The following is a 446-nucleotide window of genomic DNA, read 5'->3' as shown; positions in this document are numbered from 1 at the left end:
GCGTGGCGCACGGCAGCGCGATGTCGCAAGGAATCGACCAGATGCCTGTGCAGCCTTCGACATAGACAGCGTCCGGGTGCTCGAGAACATAGTCCTTGCAGCGCTTGTTCTCGACTTCCTTCAGCCGCTTGATCGTCGCGAGGTCGATGCCTTCCGCATGATAGACGTAGCCGGCGGAGTCGCTGCAGGCGACGACCGTCGCGCCCAGCTGCATCGCCTTTTCCATCGCGTAGATCGATACGTTGCCGGAGCCGGAGACGACGACGCGGCTTCCCTTGAAGCTGGCGCCGGCGTCCTGCAGCATTTCCTCCACGAAGTACACCGCGCCGTACCCCGTCGCTTCCTTGCGTCCGAGGCTGCCGCCGTAGCCGATGCCCTTACCCGTCAGCACGCCCGCTTCGTGGCCACCGACCATCTTCTTGTATTGGCCGAACATGTAGCCGATC

The 446-nt window shown here is 63.2% G+C and carries 1 pseudogene; it reads right to left on the bottom strand.

Annotated features, from left to right (window positions below):
* A pseudogene (locus tag KVT38_RS33525) lies at positions 1-446 on the bottom strand (NADP-specific glutamate dehydrogenase); the annotation flags it as partial.

Source organism: Cohnella sp. GbtcB17 (assembly GCF_019091135.1).
Lineage (GTDB): Bacteria > Bacillota > Bacilli > Paenibacillales > Paenibacillaceae > Cohnella.
The sequence above is the reverse complement of the archived record's forward strand: the minus strand, read 5'-3'. Positions and strand labels throughout refer to the sequence as shown.